Source organism: Pseudomonas sp. ADAK21 (assembly GCF_012935735.1).
Lineage (GTDB): Bacteria > Pseudomonadota > Gammaproteobacteria > Pseudomonadales > Pseudomonadaceae > Aquipseudomonas > Aquipseudomonas proteolytica.
The window spans coordinates 3,176,940-3,200,407 of the sequence record NZ_CP052857.1 but is presented as its reverse complement, the minus strand read 5'-3'; the positions used below and the strand labels follow the sequence as shown (position 1 = coordinate 3,200,407).

The following is a 23,468-nucleotide window of genomic DNA, read 5'->3' as shown; positions in this document are numbered from 1 at the left end:
CGCCTTACGATCCCGTGCCACCCACGGTGATCGCATCAATTTTCAGGGTTGGCTGGCCGACACCGACCGGCACCGACTGCCCATCCTTGCCACACATCCCTACACCACTGTCCAGCGCCAGGTCGTTACCGACCATCGACACCTTGCTCATGGCCTCCGGGCCGTTGCCAATCAAGGTTGCGCCCTTGACCGGTGCGGTGATCTTGCCGTCCTCGATCAAATAGGCTTCGCTGGTAGAGAACACGAACTTGCCGCTGGTGATATCCACCTGGCCGCCACCCAGGTTGGCGCAATAGATCCCGCGTTTGACCGAGGCAATGATCTCTGCCGGGTCGCTTTCACCCGCCAGCATGTAGGTATTGGTCATGCGCGGCATCGGCAAATGCGCGTAGGACTCACGCCGACCGTTGCCGGTGCGCGCCACGCCCATCAGGCGCGCGTTGAGCTTGTCTTGCATATAACCCTTGAGCACACCGTTTTCGATCAGCGTGGTGCACTCGGTGGGCGTGCCTTCGTCGTCGACGCTCAGGGAGCCACGACGACCGGCCAATGTACCGTCATCGACGATGGTGCAGAGCTTCGAGGCGACCATTTCGCCCATGCGCCCGCTATAGGCGGAACTGCCCTTACGGTTGAAATCGCCTTCCAGGCCGTGCCCCACCGCTTCATGCAGCAATACACCGGACCAGCCCGAACCCAGCACCACCGGCAGCGTACCGGCCGGCGCCGGGATGGCTTCCAGGTTGACCAGCGCCTGGCGCAACGCCTCGCGGGCATAGCCCATGGCTCGGTCTTCGGTGAGGAAATAGCGATAATCCGTACGCCCGCCGCCGCCATGGCCGCCACGCTCGCGACGGCCGTTCTGCTCGACGATCACACTGACATTGAAGCGCACCAACGGCCGCACATCCGCCGCCAGGCTACCATCGGTGGACGCCACCAGGATGCGCTCCCAGACACCGGCCATGCTCACACTCACCTGCTGGATACGCGGGTCGAGGGCACGGGTTGCGGCATCCACACGCTTGAGCAGCTCGACCTTTTCGGCCCGGCTGATCACTTCCAGCGGGTTGTCCGGGCCGTACAACTGGGTCACGTCCTGGGTGCTGAACGCCTGCACGGTACCGTTCTGGCCGGCACGGGAAATCGAGCGCGCCGCACGGGCTGCCAGGCCCAGGGCTTCCAGGGTAATGGCATTGCTATACGCAAAGCCGGTCTTCTCACCGGACTGCGCACGCACCCCAACCCCTTGGTCCAGGTTGAAACTGCCGTCCTTGACGATCCCATCTTCCAGGGACCATGACTCGGAGATCTGCCCCTGGAAATACAGGTCGGCGGCATCGATGCCAGGCCCGGCCAGGTCGCCCAGTACGGTTTGCAGACTTTCGATGGTCACGCCACCGGGCGCCAGGAGGTGTTCACTGACTGAGGACAACAACTCGCTCATAGGTTCGGCCTTAAATTCATCGTTCTGAAGCAGGTCGCTGTGCGCCCTGCGAGAAAAAGCGCCGGTGGCCTGCCACCGGCATGCGCGCCCGTATCGACGCTTGTTCGCTACTATCACGTTCGGCCAACAACACCGCTTCGCCTTGATCCTGTTGTGCCAACACCCGCCCCCACGGATCAACAATCGCCCCATGGCCATAGGTTTCCCGCGGCCCCGGATGCACGCCACCCTGTGCGGCCGCCAGCAGGTAACACTGGGTTTCGATGGCCCGCGCACGGATCAACACATCCCAGTGCGCCGCGCCCGTTACCGCCGTAAAAGCCGAGGGTGCGGTAATCAATTCGGCACCCGCAGCACGTAATTCGCTGTATAGCTCCGGGAAGCGCAGGTCATAACAGACCGTCAGCCCCAGGCGCCCGACCGGCGTATCGGCCACCACCACTTGGTTGCCGTAAGCATAGTCGTCGGATTCACGATAACGACCGCGCGCGTCAGCCACATCCACGTCAAACAGGTGCAGCTTGTCGTAGCGGGCGACGATCTGACCCTGCGCGTCGATCAACAACGAGCAGGCATTGGACTTGGCATCGGGGTGATCCAATGGAGGCAACGGCAATGTGCCGGCCACTATCCATAAGTTGAGGTCACGGGCGGCCAGTTTCAACCAGGGCAGGATCGGCCCATCGCCCAAGGCTTCGGCGCGGCCGATGGCGGCCACATCGCGCCGGCCCATGGCGGCGAAGTTTTCCGGCAGGACCGCCAGTTGCGCGCCCCCTGCCGCCGCCTGCTCCAACAAGCGCCTGGCCTGGGCCAGGTTGGCCAGGACATCGCTCTGGCTGACCATCTGGATTACCGCAAAGGACATGGGCCGACACTCCATAAAAAGCATGGGGCCATGCTACTCCACAGGCGCTTATTGTGGTTTTTCAAATGGCTTGTCGAAGGTGATTTTTGGATCTTTCCATGGCCCTTCCACCTTGTACTGGACGCTGGCAAAACGCGAAACCCGATCACCGATCAACTTGTCGATCAAAAACAACGCGCCACCAATGGCCGGCGCGCCGACGATCAATGCGGCGATAGGCAGGTTGTTGGTCACCGGCAAGGTCACCAGTAACTTGGCATCGACGCGATCAGCCACCAGGTCCAGGGTACCGTTGAGTTCCAGGTTGCTCGACGGCCCCGTGAGGATTATCGGCTCGCGGGTCACAAACACACCATTGCTGGCAGCCAGCAGGCCCTTGACCCGGTCATAGCTCAGGCCCTTGCCAAGCAAGTCCGAGAAGTCCAGGCGCAAACGCCGGCCAATGGAGTTGAAGTTCAGCAGGCCAAACACCCGCAACGCCTGGGCACCGCCCTCGACCTCGACAAACTGGCCCTTGCGGAACGACGCATCCAGACTGCCGGAAAAACGCTTGGGCCCAACCCACGCAGGCGAACCCGGCCAGCGCCCGTCTACATCCAGATGAAAATCCTGGCTGGTCACGGTTGGCGCAAAGCCCCAGCCCTTGAGCACATCGGCGATATTCTTGCCGTCCAAGCGCCCCTTGTACCAGCTGTTGCTGGCGCCAGGTGCCCCTTCCCAACCACCAGCGCCCTTGAGCTGCATGCCCTTGAGACCCAGGTCGAGGTTGTTGAAGGCCATGCCCTTGGCTGTCGGACGCACCTTCAAGGACCAGGCGCCGATCAGGTCGGGGCCCTGGAACAACTGGGCAATGGCGATATCCAGCGCGGGAATATCCTTGGGATCGATGCCGGCCAGGGGATCAGGCGCGTTTTCATCGGCCTGTACCGTAGGGTCGACCGCCGGCAGCTTCACATACTGCAGGTTGATGGCAATGGGCGCGCCCTTGGCATCTGGCAGGCCAACAGTGCCCTTGGCCTGCTGGCTGTCGAGCTGCAAGCCCCAGGCGGCGGGCTTGCGGTCCAGTTTCAGGGTGACCTGATCGAGTTGGGTCCCAAACCCGGTCAGCTTGCCAATCTTGAAATCGGCACTGCTCAGCAGTTGCTTGGCATTGCCGCCCGGATCATTGCCGGCGTAGCGCTCCACCAACTTCTTCCAGGGATCGATATCCAGTTCCGACAGCACCCCGCGAATCCGCAGGCCCTTGCCACCGGGCAACAAGGCATCGCCATCACCGAGGAACAGCTCGCCCCGGCCCTGGGTAAAGTTGTCCGCCGGGGCTGCAAAGGTAAAATTCGCCAACTCGCCGTAATCAAACCAGTAACGCCGCTCCGCGCCTTGCAAAGTCATGCGGAACACACTCTCACGACCCTGGCTGGCGGGCATGCCAAATGGCGCAGGCAAGTCCACCGCCACGCCCTTGAGGTTGGAGCTGACCCGCAACTGGCTGTCGGCGCCATCCAGGTCAAGCTGCAGTTGATACGGGATATCCCCGGATACCGGCAGCGGCTGGCTGACTTTCAGCCAGTCGGTAAGGCGCTTGACCGTTACCTGGCCCTTGGCGGTGACCCGAGTGCTGAGATTGCCCGGCTTGCCCCCAGGCGCAATCTGCGCCGTGATCGGCCGGTCGAAGGCTTGGGCGCTGATGTTCTGGCCACTCAGGCCCTTGGCGCTGTCGAAGCGGAACTCGCCCTTGAGCTGGTTCAGGTCCAGGGTCGGCTCGGCCAGCTGCAGGCGCGCCTTGTCGGTCTTGAAGTCCACTACAATTTTCGGCTCGGTACCCTTCGCCATGGGAATATCCAGGTCCAGGGAACCCTGTAGGTCGCCCTCGCCTTTCCAGCCGGCAAACGTCGACGCCGTGCCGATGGGTGCGTCCTGGAGGATCTTCAGGCCGTCCCCCAGACCGCCGGCAAAACCGCCCGTCAGCAGCAAATGGCTGTCATGACCAGGCAGCGCATGGGGAATGTTGACGTAGATATCCTTGACCTTGGTATCGAGCAGTTGCCCCTTGCTGGCCAGAATGCGCACGCCGGTCTCTTCGACGAACACTTCACCGGCCACCTTGCTGACATGGGGCCAGCCCGGCTGGAACGCCAGCTCGGCGTCATGCACCTTGAAGAACAGGCTGATATTGCGCGCCGCCGTCACCGCATCGTGGTTCAGCGAGCCTTGGTACTGGAAGAAACCTTCATCGACCGCGCCCTTGAGAATCGCAGTACGCAGCCACTCATCCAGGGCCGGGCTCAACACAGCCGGCAAGTATTTGGAAGTAAAACGCCCATCGCCATCGACCATGCCGACCCGCAGGTCCATGTAGTCTTCCTGGCTATGATCGAAATGCAGGCGAATCAGGAAATCCGCCGCGACCTTGCCCTCTTCCCCAAGCACCTTGATATACGGCGCGATCAGGGTGAAGCCTTGCTTATCCAGCTTCCACGTCAGGCGTGCATTGGCCTGGATGTACTGCCAGGGCTTGGCGAAAATCGGGTCCAGGTGCAGGACGAAATCCTTGCTGTCCATGCGCAACTCGCCCTGGCCCAGGTCGCCACTGATACTGCCGGATACATTGCGGGCCGCCGGCGCGCCGAAATAGGCGTCAAAGCCTACGCGCTCGAGGTTGGCAGCGAAGCTGACGCGCTGGTCGCCGGCCTCCTGCGGGCGATAATCGACCCGCACATTGCGCAGTACGCCCGTGGCCTTCAACGCTTCCACGGTCTTGGCAAAACCTTCCGGCAATGGCGCCAGGGCGTTGAGCAAAGGGGTAATCGGCGTCAGGTCCAAGCGGTCGGCCTGCAGGTTCCAGGTCTCTTGTGCCTTGTCGGTAGCCAGGGTTTGCTGCAATTGCAGGTGCGACTCCCAACGGGTATCGCCCAGGTTCATGGCCAACGAGTCGAAGACCACCTTCAGGCCACTGTCACTGCGCTGCAGGTAGGCCGTCAGCCCCAGATTCTGGATGCTCGTGGATTTGCGCTGGGCGTAACGAACCTTCACCTGCGGCGCATTGAGACGCGCGGCCGCGCTTTGCAGCGTGCCATTGGCCCAGGTCAGCCAGAATTCACCACCGGCTTTCAACTCGCTGAGCTTCCAGTCCCGGGTCAACTTCGCCGGAACCCATTGCGCCCAATTGCTCTGGGGCAGGCTCAGGTAAGCCTGGACCTCGCCGTCGCGCCACTGGCTGGCACGGATCCGCGTGCGCAGGCTCAGGGCCAGCGGTTGCCCGTCGGGCAAGGTCAGGCGGGCATCCAGGCGCTGGCGAGTGGCACCGGTTTGCAGGCTCAAGCCCACGTAGGTCAAGGTCAGCGGCGCTTGGTCGAACGGCTGCAAGGTAACCTGGCTGTCCAGCAGCGAGACCTTCGCCACCGCTTGCATGCGCTTGAGCAGTTGCTCCGGGTCCAGGGGTTGGTCATCCTGTACCGGCAGGCCTTGCAATGCCCAATGGCCGTCCTGGTCCTCCTTGACGCTGAGCTGCAAGCCGCTGACTTCCAGATGGGCGATGCGCACATCCCACGCCAGCAGGCTGGCCCAGAGATCGGGCACCACTTGCACCTGGTCCAGGCGCAGGGCGCTAGGGCCTTCGCCGACCATCACATCATGGGCGAGCAATACCGGGGCAAAGCCGCTCCAGCGCCCTTCCAGGCTGCCGATGCTCAGCGGCATGTCGACCGCCGCCTGTGCCTTGGCCTCGACTTCGCCGCGGTACTCCGCAACCAATGGCGTCAATTCACGGCCCAGGCTGACGTAGACCGCCGCCAGTACCAACAGCAATGCACACAGGCCAAGGCCCCAACGGGTCAGTGCGGCAAAAAAGCGTTGCAGACGCTCCATGTCAGGCGACCCTCAAGGTAATAGTCGGACGGCAGATCAAGGTTTGCCGGTCTCGTTGAAAAGGACTGATGCGGATCAGAGCAGCACCACGTCGTATTGTTCCTGGGAATACATGGTTTCGACCTGGAAACGGATGGTGCGGCCAATAAACCCCTCCAACTCCGCAACGTTGCCCGACTCTTCGTCCAGCAATCGGTCCACCACCTTCTGGTTGGCCAAAACTCTGTAACCCTCGGCCTGGTAAGCGCGCGCCTCACGTAGGATTTCCCGGAAAATCTCGTAGCAAACCGTTTCCGGGGTCTTCAACTTGCCGCGCCCCTGGCAACTGCTGCACGGCTCGCACAGCACTTGCTCAAGGCTTTCGCGAGTACGCTTGCGGGTCATCTGCACCAGGCCCAACTCGGTGATACCAATGATGTTGGTCTTGGCGTGATCGCGCTCCAGCTGCTTCTCAAGGGTGCGCAACACCTGGCGCTGGTGCTCTTCATCTTCCATGTCGATGAAGTCGATGATGATGATCCCGCCCAGGTTACGCAGGCGCAGTTGACGGGCAATGGCAGTGGCGGCTTCGAGGTTGGTCTTGAAGATGGTTTCTTCAAGGTTGCGATGGCCAACGAAGGCGCCGGTGTTCACGTCAATGGTGCTCATGGCTTCCGCCGGGTCCACCACCAGGTAGCCGCCGGACTTGAGCGGCACCTTGCGTTCCAGGGCCTTCTGGATTTCGTCCTCGACGCCATACAGGTCAAAAATCGGCCGCTCGCCGGGATAGTGTTCAAGGCGGTCGGCGATTTCCGGCATCAGTTCGGCGACAAATTGCGTGGTTCGCTGGAAAGTTTCCCGCGAATCGATGCGAATTTTCTCGATCTTCGGGCTGACCAGATCACGCAGGGTACGCAGGGCCAGGCCTAGGTCTTCATAGATGACGCTCGGCGCGCCGATGGTCTTGATCTGGGCAGCGATCTGATCCCACAGGCGCCGCAGGTAGCGGATGTCCATGAGGATCTCGTCGGCACCGGCGCCCTCGGCGGCGGTGCGCAGGATAAAGCCGCCCGCTTCCTTGATGCCTTCGGCCGCCACGCAATCGCTGACGACCTTTTTCAGACGCTCACGCTCACCTTCGTCTTCGATTTTCAGGGAAATGCCGACATGGGCGGTGCGTGGCATGTACACCAGGTAGCGCGATGGAATCGATAGTTGCGTGGTCAGGCGCGCGCCCTTGGAGCCGATCGGGTCTTTGGTGACTTGCACCACCAGGCTCTGCCCTTCATGCACGAGGGCGCTGATGCTCTCGACCGCCGGACCTTCGCGCAGGGAAATTTCCGAGGCATGGATAAACGCAGCACGGTCCAGGCCGATATCCACAAAAGCCGCCTGCATGCCCGGCAATACCCGCACGACCTTGCCTTTATAGATATTGCCAACAATCCCGCGCTTCTGGGTGCGCTCGACGTGCACTTCCTGCAAAACACCGTTTTCTACCACCGCCACGCGCGATTCCATCGGCGTGATATTGATCAGAATCTCTTCACTCATGGCTGGGTCTCGTTCAGGCGTTTTCACAATAGTGGCCGATCGCTTAAATGTGGCGCTGGAGTAACGCGTTCAGCGCACGGAAAGGTGTTGCCAACAGGGTATGCCGAAACGGCCCAGCAGTTCTGCTGTTTCGCAGACCGGCAGGCCAACGACTGCGGAGTAACTGCCATTGAGGCCGGCGACGAATACTGCCGCCAACCCTTGGATAGCATAGCCGCCCGCCTTGTCCTGGGGTTCCCCGCTGTGCCAGTAAGTCGTTGCCTCGTGTGTGGAAACCTTGCGAAAGCGCACGCGGCTACTGACCAGGCGCGTTTCGCAGCGCTGGCCATCGAGCACGGCAATGGCGGTGAGGACTTCGTGTTCACGATCAGAAAGGGCCAGCAACATGGCAAGGGCATCGGCCTGGTCCAGGGGCTTGCCCAGGATCCGCCCATCGAGGATGACGGCGGTATCGGCGCCCAGCACGCAGGCATTCGCGGTATCGGTCAATGTCGCCAGGCCTGCGGCGGCTTTGCCACGGGCCAGACGTTCGACGTAGGACGCGGGCGATTCGTCGCCCAGGGGTGTTTCATCGATGGCGGCGTTGACCACGGTGAACGGCACGCCGATCTGGGTCAGCAACTCGCGCCGCCGAGGAGAGCCGGAGGCCAGATAAAGCGCATGCATTGCAGACTCTCCCTGTGGGTTCGATAACCAGGCAGAGCCTCGCGACCCACTCAATTGATTTTATAGCGGCGACGCAACCCACGCAGGCCGAAACTGATCCATGGCCACAACAGCGCACTGACCAGAGCCGGCAAGACCAGCGCCAAGGTGGGTTGGCGGTTGCCGGTCAAGGCACTGAGCCACAGCTGCACCAGTTGGGCCAGGCCGAAGATCACCAGGATGACCAGGCACTGTTGCCACATCGGGAACATGCGCAAGCGTTGCTGCAACGACAGCACCAGGAAGGTAATCAGCGTAAGAATCAACGCATTCTGCCCGAGCAACGTGCCATACATCACGTCTTCAGCCAGCCCCAGGCACATCGCGGTGACCATACCGACCTTATGCGGCAGGGCCAGGGCCCAGAATGCCAGGAGCAATGCCAGCCATAGCGGGCGCAGGATTTCCATGAATTGCGGCATCGGCGAAACGCTGAGCAGCATACCGATGGCGAAGGTCAACCAGACCATCCAGCCATTGCGTGAATGAGTACCGGCCATTATTGCGCCCCCTGTCGAGTGGTTGCCGGCGTGGGCGCCGCAGCAGGCGCAGTCGCCGCTGGTTTGACTGGCCGAGCAGGTTGGGCCACCGGCTTGGCCGGTGTCGCGGCAGCAGGCGTAGCGGGTACAACCGGTGTCGCCACAGGTGCCGCTGGCTTGGGTACGGTTGCCGGGATGATCGGCGTCGCAGTGCCGTCTTGCTTGTCCTGTGCTTCCTGGGCCTGGGCGGCGTCGTTGGCGCGCTCTTCCGGGGTGCGCGTGTCACTGAACACCAGCAACAGGTAGCGGCTGCGGTTCAGCGCAGCCGTTGGCACCGCACGCACAATCGCAAAGGGCTGCCCGGAATCGTGGATCACTTCCTTGACCGTCGCCACCGGGTAGCCTGCCGGGAACCGCTGGCCAAGGCCGGAGCTGACCAGCAGGTCGCCTTCCTTGATGTCGGCAGTGTCTGCCACATGCCGCAGTTCCAGGCGCTCCGGATTGCCCGTGCCACTGGCAATCGCCCGCAGGCCGTTGCGGTTGACCTGCACCGGAATGCTATGGGTGGTGTCGGTCAGCAGCAGCACGCGGGAGGTATAGGGCATCAACTCCACCACCTGGCCCATCAGGCCACGGGCATCGAGCACCGGCTGGCCAAGGACCACACCATCGCGCTCGCCTTTATTAATGATGATGCGATGGGTGAAGGGGTTGGGGTCCATGCCGATCAACTCGGCCACTTCAACCTTTTCGTTGACCAGCGCGGAAGAATTGAGCAACTCGCGCAGCCGCACGTTCTGCTCGGTCAGGGCCGCCAGCTTTTGCATGCGCCCCTGCAACAGCAGGTTTTCGGTCTTGAGTTTTTCGTTCTCGGCAACCAGCTCGGTACGGCTGCCAAACTGGCTGGCCACACCTTGCCATAGCCGTTGCGGCAGGTCAGTGATCCAGTAGGACTGCATCAATACCAGCGACATTTGGCTACGCACCGGCTTGAGCAGTGTGAAGCGGGCGTCGACCACCATCAGCGCGACCGATAGCACGACCAGCACCAACAAGCGCACGCCCAATGAGGGGCCTTTAGTGAAGAGCGGTTTAATAGGCCGCTCCTCCCGGGCAGATATTCTCTTTATTCATACGGCATCAAACCGGCCTGGATGCAGATTGAAGAAGATAAACGCCAACAGGCAGCACTGCAAAGTGCTGCCTGTTGGCGAAACATGGCGTAACCAACGATCTTATTCGCTGGAGAGCAGGTCCATGGTGTGTTTATCCATCATTTCCAGTGCACGACCACCGCCACGGGCCACGCAGGTCAGCGGGTCTTCGGCGACGATCACCGGCAGGCCGGTTTCCTGGGCCAGCAACTTGTCGAGGTCGCGCAGCAAGGCGCCACCACCGGTCAGCACCAGGCCACGCTCGGCGATATCGGAAGCCAGTTCCGGCGGCGATTGCTCCAGGGCGCTTTTTACCGCCTGAACGATAGTAGCCAGGGACTCTTGCAGAGCTTCCAGCACTTCATTGGAGTTCAGGGTAAAGGCACGTGGCACGCCTTCGGCCAGGTTGCGACCGCGCACATCGACTTCGCGTACTTCGCCGCCCGGGTAAGCGGTACCGATTTCCTGCTTGATGCGCTCGGCGGTGGATTCGCCGATCAGGCTGCCGTAGTTACGACGCACATAAGTGATGATCGCTTCGTCGAAGCGGTCGCCGCCAACCCGTACGGATTCGGCATACACCACGCCATTGAGGGAGATCAGGGCGATTTCAGTAGTACCACCACCGATATCCACCACCATCGAACCGCGCGCTTCTTCAACCGGCAGGCCGGCACCGATGGCCGCAGCCATTGGTTCTTCGATCAGGAACACTTCGCGGGCACCGGCACCAAGGGCCGATTCACGGATGGCACGACGCTCCACCTGGGTGGATTTGCATGGAACGCAGATCAGCACGCGAGGGCTGGGCTGCAGGAAGCTGTTTTCGTGAACCTTGTTGATGAAGTACTGCAGCATCTTCTCGCAGACGCTGAAGTCGGCGATCACGCCGTCTTTCATCGGACGAATGGCGGCAATGTTGCCAGGTGTACGGCCGAGCATGCGCTTGGCCTCGGTGCCCACGGCAACGACACTTTTCTGATTACCATGGGTCCGAATGGCCACAACCGATGGCTCATTCAGGACGATACCGCGCTCGCGCACGTAAATAAGGGTGTTGGCAGTGCCCAGGTCGATGGAAAGATCGCTGGAAAACATGCCACGCAGTTTCTTGAACATGGGAAAGGGACCCTAGGCAACGCGTGGGTAAAAAAGTGCGGCAAACTCTAACAACGACAGGGATTTTGGGCAAGGCGCCAATGTGCTAAATTGGCCGACTTTCTGTGCACCTAACCCCACAATCGCGGCCTTATGACCGTAGAAATGCGGTAGTGTTCCGACAATCTAACACACGGATAGCTTCCGTTCTGTTTTCCACTGGAGAATCCCATGGCGCTTGAACGCTCCGACGTGGAAAAAATCGCTCATCTGGCCTGCCTGGGCCTCAATGAAGCCGATCTTCCACAGACCACCGCAGCCCTGAACAGCATTCTCGGGCTGGTCGACCAGATGCAAGCGGTGAATACCGACGGCATCGAACCCCTGGCCCACCCACTGGAAGCCAGCCAGCGCCTGCGCGCAGACGTCGTGACCGAACGCAATAATCGCGAGGCCTACCAGTCCATCGCACCAGCGGTCGAAAACGGCCTGTACCTGGTTCCGAAAGTCATCGACTAAAGGGAAAGAGCCTGCAATGCATCAATTGACTCTGGCCGAGATCGCCCGCGGTCTCGCCGATAAAAAGTTTTCGTCCGAAGAGCTGACCAAGACCCTCCTGGCGCGCATCGCCGCACTGGATCCGAAGGTCAACAGCTTCATCAGCCTCACCGAGGAGCTGGCCCTGGGCCAGGCCAAGGCCGCCGACGCCCGTCGCGCCAACGGTGAAAGCGGCGCGCTGCTGGGTGCGCCAATCGGTCACAAGGACCTGTTCTGCACCCAGGGCATCCGCACCAGCTGCGGCTCGAAGATGCTCGACAACTTCAAGGCGCCCTACGACGCCACCGTCGTCGCCAAGCTGGCCGAAGCCGGGGCCGTGACCCTGGGCAAGACCAACATGGACGAATTCGCCATGGGCTCGGCCAACGAATCGAGCTACTACGGCGCGGTGAAAAACCCGTGGAACGCGGAGCACGTGCCCGGCGGTTCGTCCGGTGGTTCGGCCGCAGCCGTTGCCGCGCGCTTCCTGCCAGCCGCCACGGCCACTGATACCGGCGGCTCGATCCGCCAGCCCGCCGCCTTCACCAACCTCACCGGCCTGAAACCGACCTACGGTCGCGTTTCCCGCTGGGGCATGATTGCCTACGCGTCCAGCCTCGACCAGGGCGGCCCTCTGGCCCGCACCGCCGAAGACTGCGCAATATTGTTACAAGGCATGGCCGGTTTCGATGCAAAGGACTCCACCAGCATCGATGAGCCGGTGCCGGACTACAGCGCCAGCCTCAACACCTCGCTCAAAGGCCTGCGCATCGGCGTGCCGAAAGAGTACTTCAGCGCCGGTCTCGACCCGCGTATCGCCGAACTGGTGCACAACAGCATCAAGGCGCTGGAAAAGCTCGGCGCGGTGATCAAGGAAATCAGCCTGCCGAACAACCAGCACGCGATTCCGGCTTACTACGTGATTGCTCCGGCCGAAGCCTCCTCCAACCTGTCGCGTTTCGACGGCGTGCGCTTTGGCTATCGCTGTGAAGACCCGAAAGACCTCACCGACCTGTACAAGCGCTCCCGTGGCGAAGGTTTCGGCGTGGAAGTACAGCGCCGGATCATGGTCGGGGCCTACGCCTTGTCGGCTGGCTACTACGACGCGTACTACCTCAAGGCGCAGAAAATCCGACGCCTGGTAAAGAACGACTTCATGGCGGCCTTTAATGAAGTCGACGTGATCATCGGCCCAACCACGCCAAACCCGGCCTGGAAACTCGGCGCCAAGAATGGCGACCCGGTGGCCGCGTATCTGGAAGACCTGTACACCATCACCGCCAACCTCGCGGGCTTGCCGGGCTTGTCCATGCCAGCCGGTTTCGTCGATGGCCTGCCGGTGGGCGTGCAGTTGCTTGCCCCGTATTTCCAGGAAGGCCGCTTGCTCAATGTGGCGCACCAGTACCAGTTGAATACTGACTGGCACACTCGCACCCCAACCGGCTTCTGAGGAGAACACTATGCAATGGGAAGTTGTGATCGGGCTGGAGATTCATACCCAGCTTGCCACCCAATCGAAGATTTTCTCCGGTAGCGCCACCACGTTCGGCTCAGAGCCCAACACCCAGGCCAGCCTCGTAGACCTGGGCATGCCTGGCGTATTGCCAGTGCTGAACCAGGAAGCGGTGCGCATGGCGGTGATGTTCGGCCTGGCGATTGACGCCGAAATCGGCCAGCACAACGTGTTCGCGCGCAAGAACTACTTCTATCCGGACCTGCCCAAGGGCTACCAGATCAGCCAGATGGAATTGCCGATCGTCGGCAAGGGCTACCTGGATATCCCCCTGGAAGACGGCACCATCAAGCGTGTTGGCGTGACCCGTGCGCACCTGGAAGAAGATGCCGGCAAGAGCCTGCATGAAGAATTCAATGGCGCCACCGGCATCGACCTGAACCGCGCCGGCACGCCGCTGCTGGAGATCGTGTCCGAGCCGGACATGCGCAGTGCCAAGGAAGCGGTGGCCTACGTCAAGACCATCCACGCACTGGTGCGCTACCTGGGCATTTGCGACGGCAACATGGCCGAAGGCTCCCTGCGTTGCGACTGCAACGTGTCGGTGCGTCCTAAAGGCCAGGTTGAGTACGGCACCCGCTGTGAGATCAAGAACGTCAACTCGTTCCGTTTCATCGAAAAGGCGATCAACACCGAAGTCCGTCGCCAGATCGAGCTGATCGAAGACGGCGGCAAGGTGATCCAGCAGACGCGCCTGTACGACCCGAACAAAGACGAAACCCGCGCCATGCGCAGCAAGGAGGAAGCCAACGACTACCGTTACTTCCCCGATCCGGACCTGTTGCCGGTGGTCATCGAGGATTCGTTCCTCAATGACGTGCGCGCCACCCTGCCGGAATTGCCACCGCAAAAACGCGAACGCTTCCAGGCGCAGTTCGGCCTGTCGGTGTATGACGCCAGCGTCCTGGCATCGAGCCGCGAGCAGGCCGACTACTTCGAAAAAGTCGTGAGCATCGCTGGCGACGCCAAGTTGGCGGCCAACTGGGTCATGGTCGAACTGGGTAGCCTGTTGAACAAACAGGGCCTGGAAATCGACGAAGCCCCGGTCTCGGCCGAACAACTGGGCGGCATGTTGCTGCGCATCAAGGACAACACCATCTCCGGCAAAATCGCCAAGACCGTGTTTGAGGCCATGGCCAGCGGTGAAGGCAACGCCGACGAGATCATCGAGAAGCGCGGCCTCAAGCAAGTCACCGACAGCGGCGCCATCTCGGCCGTTCTTGATGAAATGCTCGCAGCCAATGCGGAGCAGGTCGAACAGTACCGTGCGGCCGACGAAGCCAAGCGCGGCAAGATGTTCGGCTTCTTTGTGGGCCAGGCGATGAAGGCCTCCAAAGGCAAGGCCAACCCGCAACAGGTCAACGAATTGCTCAAGAGCAAGCTCGAAGGCTGATAACGGTTGCCGCCCTGTGGGAACCGGCTTATGTGGGAGCTGGCTTGCCTGCGATAGCATCACCTCGGTACATCTGAAAAACCGAGGCGCCCGCATCGCAGGCAAGCCAGCTCCTACAGGGGTCGGTTCCCATATCAATTTTGGGGACACCTTGAAAATGAAGCGTCTACTCGGCCTTTGCGCCCTGTTCTCCCTGCTCACCGGCTGCGCCAGCGGCATGATCGACCCCAACGGCTACGACGAAACCGGCACCGCGTCCTACTACGGCGCCAAGCACCATGGCAAGAAGACCGCCAGCGGTGAACCCTTCAACCAACACGCCCTGACCGCCGCCCACCGGCGCCTGCCATTCGGCACGCGGGTCAAGGTCACCAATCTTGCCAGCAACAAAACCGTGGTGGTGCGCATCAATGATCGCGGCCCGCATACCCGTGGGCGGCTGATCGATCTTTCACGCCAGGCCGCCGAGCAGTTGGGTATGCTGCGCAGCGGAACCGCGCGTGTGCGCGTGCAAGCCCTGAGCAACTGACTGACGGAGCCCGGACCATTTTCGGATTAAGCGCCCTTTCGCCCATAAGCCTGATTGAACTGACCAGCGGCCTGCTGCTGCTGATTGCCGGTGCCGAAATGCTGGTACGCGCCGCCGTGCGCCTGGCCGCCAGCCTCAAAGTCCGGCCACTGATCATTGGCTTGAGCATCGTCGCCTTTGGCAGCAGCGCGCCGCAAATCGCCGTCAGCCTGCAGGCCACCCTCGCCGGCAATACCGATATTGCCGTGGGCAGTGTGATTGGCAGCAGCATCTTCAATATCCTCGTCACCCTGGGTCTTTCGGCGCTGATTATTCCCCTGCGCGTCTCGCGGCAACTGGTGCGCCTGGATATCCCGGTGATGATCGGCGCCAGCATGCTGCTGTTTATTCTCGCCAGTGATGAAGCACTGACACCGCTCGACGGCCTGACCTTGCTTGCCGCCCTGCTCGCCTACCTGGGCCTGTTGCTGTACCAGACCCGCCATTCGCGCCGCCCGCGGACCCGCGACACGGTGGTACAAGCGCCGTGGCTGAGCAGTTTGCTGTGGATGATCGGCGGGCTCGTGTTGCTGGTGTTCGCCGGGCATCTGGTGCTGGGCGCAGCGGTGGAAGTGGCCAGCGACCTGGGCCTGTCCGAGCGGGTGATCGGCCTGACCATCGTCGCCGTCAGCACCTCGCTGCCGTGCCTGGCGACCTCGCTGATCGCCGCCCTGCGCGGCGAGCGGGAGATTGCGGTGGGGAACGTGATCGGCAGCAACCTGTTCAACCTGTTGGGGGTTCTGGGTTTTACCGCGCTGGTGGCGCCGCTGCCCTTGTCGGTGTCGCCCAACGCCCTGGATTTTGACCTGCCGGTGATGCTCGGCGTCGTGGTGTTGTGCCTGCCCGTGTTTTACACCGGCTACCGCATCACCCGCGCCGAAGGCTTGCTGCTGCTGGGGCTGTACCTGGCGTACGGGCTGCACGTGGTGTCATTTACCACCGGCATGCCACTGGCCAACAAACTGGAACAACTGATGCTGTATTACGTCCTGCCAGCGCTGGTGGCCTTCCTGTTGTTCACCTCGCTGCGAGCCTGGCACCGCCAACACAAGAGGGAGTCGCAATGACCGATAAAGCGAAATCCGGCGTTGAAATACGCCGCCAGGTAATGGGCGATGCATTTGTCGACCGCGCCCTAGGCAATGCCACCGAATTCACCCAGCCGTTGCAGGACTTCGTCAACGAACATGCCTGGGGCGGGGTGTGGAACCGTGAAGGCTTGCCGCTGAAGACGCGCAGCCTGATTACCCTCGCTGCGCTGACCGCCTTGAAGTGCCCGCAGGAGCTCAAGGGCCATGTACGCGGTGCGCTGAACAACGGCTGCACTGTTGAAGAAATTCGCGAAGCGCTGCTGCATTGCGCGGTGTATGCCGGCGTGCCGGCGGCGATCGATGCGTTTCGGGCGGCGCAAGAAGTGATCGAGGCGTATCAGCCAGCTCAGCAGTGACTGCAAGAGAGCTATCGCGGGCAAGCCCGCTCCCACATTTTGAGTTGTGAACATACTTCAAGTGTAGGAGCGGGCTTGCCCGCGATTGGCCCTGAGACCACCCCTCATTTCAGATCCAGCCACCCGCCTGCAGCACAAAGATCCCGATATTGGTGGTCACCGCCGCCATCAATGTGGTGATCACGATAATCGCCGCCGCCAGTTCATGGTTACCCTGGGCCGCACGGGCCATGACAAAACTGGCAGCGGCCGTCGGTGCGCCAAAGTACAGGAACAGAATCCCCAACTCCGGCCCCCGGAAGCCATACAGCCAGGCGCCGACGGTCGCCACGAGCGGCAGGCCGATCATCTTCACCAGGCTGGCGCTCAATGCCATGTTGCCGCTTTGGCGCAATGCGGCCAGCGACAGAGTGCCGCCAATGCAGATCAGCGCCAGGGGCAGCGTCATATCGGCCAGGTACCGCCCGGAGGTTTCCAGCCAATTGGGCAAGCCAATCTGGAAATAGGCAAACGGTGTCGCAGCAATCACACTGAGGATCAGCGGGTTGGCCAGTACGCTCTTGCAGATACTCCACGGGTCAGACTTGATCACTGGGCTGTAGACCGCCAACACAATGGTCGACAGGGTGTTGTAGAACAGGATCACCAACCCCGCGAGGATCGCCCCGAGGGAAATGCCGTAGTCCCCATACATGCTGGCCGCCAGTGCCAGGCCGATCACCCCGTTGTTACCGCGAAATGCCCCTTGGGTATAGATACCCCGGTCCTCACGCGGGCAGCGAAAAATCGCCCAGCCCCAGGCCAGAGCAAAGCCGACCAGCGTGGCGACAGAGAAATAGATCAGCAGTTCTGGCTTGAGCGCCGAATGCAGGTCGGCGTGCAGAATCCCCAGAAACAGCAACGCCGGCATGGTGACGTTGAACACCAGGGACGATGCGGTGTGGATAAAGTTGTCGTTGATCCAATTGATGCGCTTGAGCAGGACGCCCAGAAACAACATGGCAAATACCGGCGCGGTGATTGTCAGGGTTTGCAGGAATATAGCCAGCATGCTGGGGAGAACCTTGGGTGAGCTTCGGTAGGTGGCTAATGATAAGCCAAACAGCCCAGCGCCGCCTGACAGACCGCTTTCGCGAGCAAGCCCTCTCCCACATTTTTGTCCGTGCTCCTACAGGAATGTGTGAAGCGGGCTTGCTCGCGAATACAGGCAACTCGGTCTCAGGTAATAGGCGCCGGGTTGAACAAGGTGATGTCATTGTGCAGCTTATGCTGCTCGGCCCAGGTCTGCTTTTTGCCGCTGGCCACGTCCAGGTAGAAGTGGAACAACTCCCACCCCAACTCCTCGATGGTCGCACGCCCAGTCGCGATCCTTCCGGCATCGATATCGATCAGGTCTGGCCAGCGCTGCGCCAACTCCGTACGGGTCGAAACCTTCACCACGGGGGCCATCGCCAACCCATAGGGCGTGCCCCGCCCCGTGGTGAACACATGCAGGTTCATCCCCGCCGCCAGTTGCAAGGTGCCACAGACAAAATCGCTGGCCGGCGTCGCGCAAAAGATCAGGCCTTTGCCCTTGAACCGCTCACCCGGCCCGAGCACACCATTGATCGCGCTGCTACCGGACTTGACGATGGAGCCCAGAGACTTCTCGACAATGTTCGACAGGCCGCCCTTCTTGTTGCCCGGCGTGGTGTTGGCGCTGCGATCGGCCTCGCCCTTGGCCAGGTAGCGGTCGTACCAGTCCATTTCCCGCACCAGTTCGCGGGCGACTTCCTGGTTTTCGGCGCGGGAAGTCAGCAGGTAAATGGCGTCGCGCACTTCAGTCACTTCGGAAAATATCACCGTCGCCCCGGCCCGCAGCAACAGGTCCGAGGCGTAGCCCAGCGCCGGGTTGGCGGTGATCCCGGAAAACGCGTCGCTCCCCCCACATTGCATGCCGAGGATCAGTTGCGCAGCCGATACCGTTTCCCGCCGGCGCAGGTCGAGTTTTTTCAGGCGGGTTTCGGCCAGTTCCATGATCTGTTCGATCATTTCGGTAAAACCGTGGCTGGCGTCCTGTAGGCGATACAGCCACGGTTCACTGAGGTCCACCGAGCTGTCGTTGTCGTGCATCACCTGCCCGGCCTGCAACTTCTCGCAGCCCAGGCTGATCACCAACGCTTCGCCACCCAGGTTCGGGTTGCGCGCCAGATTGCGCACGGTGCGGATCGGGATATAGGCGTCGGCGGCGGTGATGGCCACGCCGCAACCATAGCTGTGGGTCAGTGCCACCACGTCATCGACATGCGGGTACTTGGGCAGCAACTCGTCCTTGATGCGCTTGACCGCATGGTCCAGCACGCCGGTCACGCACTGCACAGTAGTGGTGATGCCAAGGATATTGCGCGTGCCCACGGTGCCATCCGCATTGCGATAGCCCTCGAAGGTGAAACCTTCCAAGGGCGCCTGGGCGTCGGGCACTTCGGTGGACAGCGGCAAGCTGTCCAGCGGCGGCGCGGTGGGCATACGCAGTTGGTCTTCCTGGACCCAACTGCCGCGCGGTATCGGCTGCAAGGCGTAACCGATAGTTTGGCCATAGCGAATGATCTGACCGCCTTGGGGGATATCTTCCAGGGTCACCTTGTGGCTCTGGGGAATGAACTCCACGGTCACCAGGCCGTCCGGGAACTCGGTCCCGGCCGGCACGCCCTGGTCGTTGACCACAATCACTACATTGTCGCGCTCGTGCAAACGGATGGAGCGCGGCGAGTCGGCATGTTCAATCAACTGCATCACACGGCCCCTTCAGGATTGCGCTTGGGAAAGGTTAGTCAACTCGGGGCCTTTGCTCGGCGGCTCATTGAGCACCACACGCTTGATCGGGCCGACAATCACCAGGTAACTGAATACTGCTACCAGCGCATTGGCGCCGACGAACACCAGGGCCCACTTGAACGAACCGGTGGTGCTGATGATGTAGCCAATCACGATTGGCGTGGTGATGGAAGCCAGGTTGCCAAACGTGTTGAACAGGCCGCCGCTGAGGCCGGCGATTTGTTTTGGCGAGGTGTCAGACACAACCGCCCAACCCAGTGCGCCAACGCCTTTGCCGAAGAAGGCCAGGGCCATGAAGCCAACGACCATCCATTCCACATCCACGTAGTTGCAGGCAATGATGCTGCTGGAAACCAGCAAGCCGGCAATGATCGGTGCCTTGCGCGCGAAAGTCAGGGAATGGCCCTTGCGCAACAGGTAGTCGGAAATCACCCCGCCCAGCACGCCGCCGATAAAGCCGCAGATCGCCGGGAGCGACGCGATGAAGCCGGCCTTGAGGATGGTCATGCCACGGTCCTGTACCAGGTACACCGGGAACCAGGTCAGGAAGAAGTAGGTAATGCCGTTGATGCAGTACTGGCCCAGGTACACCCCGAGCATCATGCGATTGGTCAGCAACTGACGGATGTAATCCCACTTCGGCCCGTCGGTTTTCTTACCCTTGGCCTTGTCCTGATCCATATCGACCATCGCCCCATTGGCAGCGATGTGATTGAACTCGGCCTCGTTGATCAGCGGGTGCTGACGCGGGCTGTAGATCACTTTCAGCCAGATCAGGGAGAACACGATGCCGATCACGCCCATCACGATAAATACGTGCTGCCAGCCGAAGCTGTATACGATCCACCCCATCAAGGGTGCAAACAATACCGTGGCGAAGTACTGCGCCGAGTTGAAGATTGCCGAGGCCGTGCCGCGCTCGGCGGTGGGGAACCAGGCCGCGACAATGCGCGCATTGCCGGGAAAAGAAGGTGCCTCTGCCAGGCCCACCAGGAACCGCAACATAAACAGCGCAACCACCGCGGTGGAGACCCCGAATTCACCGACATAGCCTTGCAGCACGGTGAACAGCGACCAGGTGAAGATGCTCAGGGCATAGACTTTTTTCGAACCGAACCGGTCCAGCAGCCAACCGCCAGGGATTTGCCCGGCCACGTAGGCCCAACCGAAAGCAGAGAAGATGTAACCGAGGGTGACGGCGTCGATGCCGAGGTCTTTTTGCAGGCTGGAACCTGCGATGGCGATGGTGGCGCGGTCGGCGTAGTTGATCGTCGTCACCAGGAACAGCATGAGCAAGATCAAATAACGGACGTGCGTCGGCTTGGTCGCTTGCATGTAGATGTACTCCCACTAATTATTTTTTTTGCGGGTAATTGTTGTGTGTTGCGTAACGCTGGCTCTTGAAGGAGCGAGCTTGCTCGCTCCTACAGAAATCCCCTCTTTCCAGGGCTGGGTTTATGAGCCGATGTAGCTGGTTTTCACCACGGTGTAGAACTCTTGCGCATAGCGACCTTGCTCACGCGAACCGTAGGATGAACCCTTCCGGCCACCAAAGGGAACGTGATAATCCACACCTGCGGTCGGCAGGTTGACCATCACCATCCCGGCCTGGGAGTGGCGCTTGAAGTGGTTGGCATACTTGAGCGAGGTGGTCGCGATGCCCGCCGACAGGCCGAACTCGGTGTCATTGGCCATGGCCAGCGCCGCCTCGTAGTCCGCTACGCGCACCACGTTGACCACTGGGCCGAAGATTTCTTCACGGCTGATACGCATGGCGGCCTCGCTGTCGGCAAACAGTGTCGGCGCCAGGAAATAGCCCTCGGTGTCGCAGGTCACCAGGCCACCACCGCTGACCAACCGCGCGCCTTCGCCTTGGCCGATATCGATGTACTTCAAGTCCTGGTCCAACTGGGCCTGGGACACGACCGGGCCGATATCCGTACCGGCATGCAGGGCATGGCCGACCTTGATCGATTGCATACGCTCGGCCATGGCCGCGACAAACCGGTCATGAATCCCGGCCGTCACGATAAAGCGACTCGATGCCGTGCAGCGCTGGCCAGTGGAGTAGAAGGCACTCTGCACCGACAGTTCGACGGCCTGCTTGAGGTCAGCGTCGTCGAGAATGATCTGCGGATTCTTGCCGCCCATTTCCAACTGCACCTTGGCCTGGCGCGACACGCAGCTGACCGCGATCTGCCGCCCCACGCCCACGGAACCGGTGAAGCTGATGCCATCGACCTTCGAACTGTTGACCAGCGCATCGCCGACCACGCGACCACTGCCCATCACCAGGTTGAACACGCCACTGGGGAAGCCGGCGCGGGAGATGATTTCTGCCAGGGCCCAGGCGCAGCCGGGCACCAGGTCGGCCGGTTTGAGCACCACGCAGTTGCCATAGGCCAGGGCCGGGGCGATTTTCCAGGCGGGGATGGCAATCGGGAAGTTCCACGGGGTGATCAGACCCACCACGCCCAAGGCTTCACGGGTGACTTCGACATTCACCCCTGGGCGCACCGACGGCAGGTAATCACCGGACAGGCGCAGGCACTCACCGGCAAAGAACTTGAAGATATTGCCGGCGCGGGTCACCTCGCCGATGGCTTCCGGCAGGGTCTTGCCCTCTTCGCGGGCCAGCAGCGTACCGAGTTCTTCGCGACGGGCGAGGATCTCGCTGCCGACTTTATCCAAGGCGTCATGCCGGGCCTGGATGCCGGAAGTCGACCACGCCGGGAACGCCGCGCGCGCGGCGTCGATGGCGGCGTCGACCTGGGCCAGATCGGCCTTGGCAAATTCGCCGATCACATCCGACAGGTCCGAGGGGTTGATATTGCTTGAGTAGTCAGCACCGGCCACCCACTGGCCACCGATGTAGTTGTCAAAACGCTTGGCTTGGGACACGAATCTTCTCCTGACGCAAAAAGCCGCTGATCACTCAGCGGCTTTATTCATGGGTTATTGCGCACCTTGCTTGTCGATCAGCGCGGCCAGGGCTTCATATTCTTCTGGCAGCAGATCGGTCAGCGGGGTGCGCACTGGGCCTGCGTCATAGCCGGCGATTTTTGCACCCGCCTTGACGATGCTCACGGCATAGCCGGCCTTGCGGTTACGGATGTCGAGGTAAGGCAAGAAGAAGTCGTCGATGATCTTGTCGACAGTGGCGTGATCTTCCCGGGCAATCGCGTGGTAGAAGTCCATCGCGGTTTTGGGAATGAAGTTGAACACCGCCGAGGAATACACCGGGACGCCAAGCGCCTTGTAGGCAGCGGCGTAAACCTCGGCGGTCGGCAGGCCGCCCAGGTAGCTGAAACGATCGCCCAGGCGACGGCGGATCGACACCATCAGTTCGATATCGCCCAGGCCATCCTTGTAGCCGATCAGGTTCGGGCAACGTTCGGCCAGGCGTTCGAGCAGTGGCGCGGTCAGGCGGCAGACGTTGCGGTTGTACACCACCACACCAATTTTTACCGACTTGCACACCGCCTCGACGTGGGCGGCGACGCCGTCCTGGCTGGCTTCGGTCAGGTAGTGCGGCAGCAGCAGCAGGCCCTTGGCCCCCAGGCGCTCGGCTTCCTGGGCGTATTCGATGGCTTGGCGCGTGGAGCCGCCGACACCGGCGAGGATCGGCACGCTGGTGGCGCAGGTATCAACGGCGGTTTTCACCACTTGGGAATATTCACTGGCTGCCAGGGAGAAAAACTCACCGGTGCCGCCTGCCGCGAACAAGGCAGTGGCGCCGTAGGGGGCCAGCCACTCCAGACGCTTGATGTAACCCGCCTGGTTGAAATCACCCTGGGCATTGAAATCGGTGACCGGGAAAGACAGCAGACCGTGGGAAAGGATGGACTTCAGTTCTTGTGGATTCATTATTCGAACACCCTGGATAACGACTGATACTGGGGAATGGTTTTTGTTGTCGTACGTCATCGTACAACTATAAAAATATTCGTCAACACTATTTGGTCGACTTGCATGGGTCTCGAGGACGTTTACTGACAAGCCCCTTGACGTAGGAAATTGCTCCGCTATTCTTGCGATAGCTGTATATACA

At 61.2% G+C, this 23,468-nt stretch carries 19 protein-coding genes; 6 read left to right on the top strand and 13 right to left on the bottom strand.

What is annotated here, in order from left to right; genetic code table 11:
- Positions 1-4: 4 nt before the first annotated feature.
- From tldD to mreB, 8 genes are all read right to left on the bottom strand, one after another.
- Positions 5-1,447: a metalloprotease TldD gene (gene tldD, locus HKK57_RS14510; protein WP_029291818.1), complete on the bottom strand. Its 1,443-nt coding sequence runs from the start codon at positions 1,445-1,447 to the stop codon at positions 5-7.
- Between the two features lie 16 nt (positions 1,448-1,463).
- Positions 1,464-2,312: a carbon-nitrogen hydrolase family protein gene (locus tag HKK57_RS14505; RefSeq protein ID WP_092238265.1), complete on the bottom strand. Its 849-nt coding sequence runs from the start codon at positions 2,310-2,312 to the stop codon at positions 1,464-1,466.
- A 48-nt stretch (positions 2,313-2,360) separates the two neighbouring features.
- Positions 2,361-6,176, bottom strand: a complete 3,816-nt coding sequence (locus HKK57_RS14500) for a YhdP family protein (RefSeq protein WP_169390330.1) — start codon at positions 6,174-6,176, stop codon at positions 2,361-2,363.
- A gap of 75 nt (positions 6,177-6,251) precedes the next feature.
- The gene (gene rng, locus HKK57_RS14495) at positions 6,252-7,709 is read right to left on the bottom strand and encodes a ribonuclease G (protein WP_029291823.1); all 1,458 of its coding nucleotides are present in this window, start codon (positions 7,707-7,709) and stop codon (positions 6,252-6,254) included.
- Positions 7,710-7,778: 69 nt separating this feature from the next.
- Entirely contained in the window at positions 7,779-8,375 is a 597-nt protein-coding gene (locus HKK57_RS14490) for a Maf family protein (RefSeq protein WP_169390329.1), read from the bottom strand.
- 50 nt (positions 8,376-8,425) lie between these two features.
- Positions 8,426-8,914, bottom strand: a complete 489-nt coding sequence (gene mreD, locus HKK57_RS14485; protein WP_029291827.1) for a rod shape-determining protein MreD — start codon at positions 8,912-8,914, stop codon at positions 8,426-8,428.
- Positions 8,914-9,990, bottom strand: coding sequence for a rod shape-determining protein MreC (gene mreC, locus HKK57_RS14480; RefSeq protein ID WP_071609992.1), 1,077 nt, complete (start codon positions 9,988-9,990; stop codon positions 8,914-8,916). Before mreC ends, mreD begins: the two co-directional genes overlap by 1 nt.
- Positions 9,991-10,128: 138 nt before the next feature.
- Entirely contained in the window at positions 10,129-11,166 is a 1,038-nt protein-coding gene (gene mreB, locus HKK57_RS14475; RefSeq protein ID WP_002555108.1) for a rod shape-determining protein MreB, read from the bottom strand.
- Between the two features lie 210 nt (positions 11,167-11,376).
- Between mreB and gatC the strand changes: the two genes are divergently transcribed.
- The 6 genes from gatC (at position 11,377) to HKK57_RS14445 (ending at position 16,603) form a co-directional block, all read left to right on the top strand.
- Positions 11,377-11,664 carry an Asp-tRNA(Asn)/Glu-tRNA(Gln) amidotransferase subunit GatC gene (gene gatC, locus HKK57_RS14470; RefSeq protein ID WP_003216077.1) on the top strand — a complete coding sequence of 96 codons (288 nt, stop codon included), beginning with the start codon at positions 11,377-11,379 and terminating at the stop codon, positions 11,662-11,664.
- A gap of 16 nt (positions 11,665-11,680) precedes the next feature.
- Positions 11,681-13,132, top strand: coding sequence for an Asp-tRNA(Asn)/Glu-tRNA(Gln) amidotransferase subunit GatA (gene gatA, locus HKK57_RS14465; protein ID WP_029291874.1), 1,452 nt, complete (start codon positions 11,681-11,683; stop codon positions 13,130-13,132).
- Positions 13,133-13,142: 10 nt separating this feature from the next.
- Complete coding sequence (gene gatB, locus HKK57_RS14460) at positions 13,143-14,588, top strand: Asp-tRNA(Asn)/Glu-tRNA(Gln) amidotransferase subunit GatB (RefSeq protein ID WP_104910904.1); 1,446 nt, start codon at positions 13,143-13,145, stop codon at positions 14,586-14,588.
- Between the two features lie 157 nt (positions 14,589-14,745).
- Complete coding sequence (locus HKK57_RS14455; RefSeq protein WP_029291879.1) at positions 14,746-15,117, top strand: septal ring lytic transglycosylase RlpA family protein; 372 nt, start codon at positions 14,746-14,748, stop codon at positions 15,115-15,117.
- Positions 15,118-15,176: 59 nt separating this feature from the next.
- A complete protein-coding gene (locus HKK57_RS14450; protein WP_032866451.1) occupies positions 15,177-16,223 on the top strand; it encodes a calcium/sodium antiporter in 1,047 nt (348 codons plus the stop codon).
- Complete coding sequence (locus tag HKK57_RS14445) at positions 16,220-16,603, top strand: carboxymuconolactone decarboxylase family protein (RefSeq protein WP_169390328.1); 384 nt, start codon at positions 16,220-16,222, stop codon at positions 16,601-16,603. The genes HKK57_RS14450 and HKK57_RS14445 overlap by 4 nt, the downstream gene beginning before the upstream one ends.
- Before the next feature lie 109 nt (positions 16,604-16,712).
- Here the strand turns inward: HKK57_RS14445 and HKK57_RS14440 are convergent, their stop codons facing one another.
- From HKK57_RS14440 to kdgD, 5 genes are all read right to left on the bottom strand, one after another.
- Entirely contained in the window at positions 16,713-17,654 is a 942-nt protein-coding gene (locus tag HKK57_RS14440) for an AEC family transporter (protein WP_070994111.1), read from the bottom strand.
- A gap of 167 nt (positions 17,655-17,821) precedes the next feature.
- Positions 17,822-19,375, bottom strand: coding sequence for a galactarate dehydratase (gene garD / locus HKK57_RS14435; protein ID WP_169390327.1), 1,554 nt, complete (start codon positions 19,373-19,375; stop codon positions 17,822-17,824).
- A gap of 12 nt (positions 19,376-19,387) precedes the next feature.
- A complete protein-coding gene (locus HKK57_RS14430) occupies positions 19,388-20,752 on the bottom strand; it encodes an MFS transporter (RefSeq protein WP_029291889.1) in 1,365 nt (454 codons plus the stop codon).
- Positions 20,753-20,872: 120 nt separating this feature from the next.
- Entirely contained in the window at positions 20,873-22,318 is a 1,446-nt protein-coding gene (locus tag HKK57_RS14425) for an aldehyde dehydrogenase family protein (RefSeq protein ID WP_169390326.1), read from the bottom strand.
- Positions 22,319-22,372: 54 nt separating this feature from the next.
- Positions 22,373-23,284, bottom strand: coding sequence for a 5-dehydro-4-deoxyglucarate dehydratase (gene kdgD, locus HKK57_RS14420; RefSeq protein WP_029291893.1), 912 nt, complete (start codon positions 23,282-23,284; stop codon positions 22,373-22,375).
- Positions 23,285-23,468: the final 184 nt, after the last annotated feature.